The sequence below is a fragment of the Mesorhizobium sp. M7A.F.Ca.AU.001.01.1.1 genome (genome assembly GCF_004022735.1).
Classification (GTDB): domain Bacteria; phylum Pseudomonadota; class Alphaproteobacteria; order Rhizobiales; family Rhizobiaceae; genus Mesorhizobium; species Mesorhizobium ciceri.
The window spans coordinates 1-1,880 of the sequence record NZ_RZPF01000969.1; the positions used below are offsets into that span (position 1 = coordinate 1).

The window sequence follows — 1,880 nt, forward strand, 5'->3', positions numbered from 1 at the left end:
GCGAGCAGGCGTGCGTCGGCCGTCATCAGGCACGCCGTCTCAATCTCGAAGCGGGTGGTGAAATCTGCCTCCGTGCCGGGCTGCAAATGATGAATCTCGATGACAACGATGCCGGTCAGCGGCCTGTTTCGAATGGGCTTTTCGTCGCCGGCCAGGCTTGGCCGCTGCGCCCCCGCAAGGTCGAAGCCGGCGCCCGGCCACGCCGGCTTGAGCAGCAGCACATCGTCGGAATCGATCATCGTCGCGTTGGCCGCATCGCGGTGCGCCGCCCAGACCGGCCCGCCATAGAAAGCGGCAAGAGCATTTTTCCGCGCATCCATGCTGTCGAAGCCGCGCATCCAGACGAACATGTCAGGCCGATCGAGATCCCGGAACTGGCCGATGATGGTCATGCCGGCGGCCTCCTGGCCCTCGATCAGCCTGCTGTCGAAGATGTCGATGAGCGTGTCGCGTTGGCCTGGCTTCAGCGTGTATTGCCGCAACTCGACGACAGGCGAGGCGAGCGCCGAGGGTTTCGGCGCGACGTTCTGGGGCAGGTTCATCCGGCATTCTCCAAAACAGGGTGATTGTCCTGTTTGTAAAACAGACCGGTTGTCCTGTTTTGTCAATATGCTAATGTCCGGCAATGTCAGCAGAGATGATCGCTCAACCAAAACCGCGCCCGGGAAAACGCATCAACGACCCTGAAGGCATGCGCAAGAAAGTGCTCGATGTCGCCGAGGACGCGTTCCAGGCGCGCGGCTATCACGCCTCCAGCATCGGCGACCTGATGGCGGCGGCGGGTGTCAGCGGCGGTGCGCTGCATCACCATTTCCCGACCAAGAAGGCGCTCGCGCTGGCGGTGATCGACGAGCGTGTGGCGGCAGCGGTCGAAGAGACATGGATCGCGCCGGTGCTGGCGGCGGCGTCGGCCCGCGAAGGCGTGCGCGCGGTGTTCGAGGCCGTGGCGGCGCAACTGGAGCAGCAGGGTTTCGTGCGCGGCTGTCCGCTCAACAATCTGGCGCACGAACTGTCGCTTGCCGACCCGGATTTCCGCATTGCCCTTGCCGGGATATTTGCCGGGTGGCGGCGCGCGATTGCCGACAAGCTGCATGCCGACCAGCAGGTGGGCAAGGACGAGGGCACGGACCCCGAACGCTTCGCCGCGCTGACGGTCGCCGCCTATTCCGGAGCGATGTCGATGGCCAAGGCCACGCAGGATGCCGGTGTGCTGCGGGATTGTCTGGCGGGACTTGAGCGAAGCGCGCCGTCGCCATCGCAGGGCGCATTGGCGGCCAGGCGACGCAACAGGATACTGCCACGGCCGGGAACCCCTTGACTCGCCGTGCTCTGGTTCAGCTACTCGGCCAGCGGCTTGATCGTCTCGTAGCCGTTGACGGATTCCGAACTGGTGCCTTCATCGTAGCGCCGCGCGAGCGCGGCTTGCAGATCTGGCGCATAGAGGGCGGTAAATGAATCCAGCGTCTCGCCGGCACCGTTCTTGAAGGTCTCCTTGACCGCCAGGACATTGTATTTGCACTCGCCCAGGCTGAATGTCTCCTTGCCCTTGACGACCAGGCTCAGCGTCTTGGTGCCCTTCGGCGGCTTGTTCGGCGACAGCTCGACGAACTCTATCGCGGCCTTTGTCCCCGCCTTCAGCGGAAACAGCTTTCGCAGATCGGAAAGCGGGATCATCGCCAGGCGACCGGTGTCGCTGTCGCGAAACACCTCGATCAGGCCGGCAAACAGATACTGGGTTTGCGGCGATTGCGATTCGTAGGTGTTGGCAACCGACATCATCCCGCCGGCCACGGGCCGAAATTCGCTCTGGATGCCGGGCCTCGCCAGAACGAAACCCTTTCTGGCGGACTTGACGTCGACGCAACCGGCCGCATGCGCAG

Annotated in this window: 3 protein-coding genes; 1 reads left to right on the top strand and 2 read right to left on the bottom strand. The window is 63.9% G+C overall.

Annotated elements, in window-relative coordinates; all coding sequences use genetic code 11:
* On the bottom strand, window positions 1-542 hold a 542-nt coding region (locus EN884_RS34655), incomplete at its 3' end, for an NIPSNAP family protein (protein WP_164895376.1).
* Between the two features lie 95 nt (window positions 543-637).
* On the opposite strand from EN884_RS34655, the gene EN884_RS34660 reads away from it, so the two are divergent.
* On the top strand, window positions 638-1,318 hold the full coding sequence (locus EN884_RS34660; RefSeq protein ID WP_013532404.1) for a TetR/AcrR family transcriptional regulator: 681 nt from the start codon (window positions 638-640) through the stop codon (window positions 1,316-1,318).
* Window positions 1,319-1,338: 20 nt separating this feature from the next.
* Here the strand turns inward: EN884_RS34660 and EN884_RS34665 are convergent.
* A partial coding sequence (locus EN884_RS34665) for a hypothetical protein (protein ID WP_245492038.1) occupies window positions 1,339-1,880 on the bottom strand: 542 nt, incomplete at its 5' end.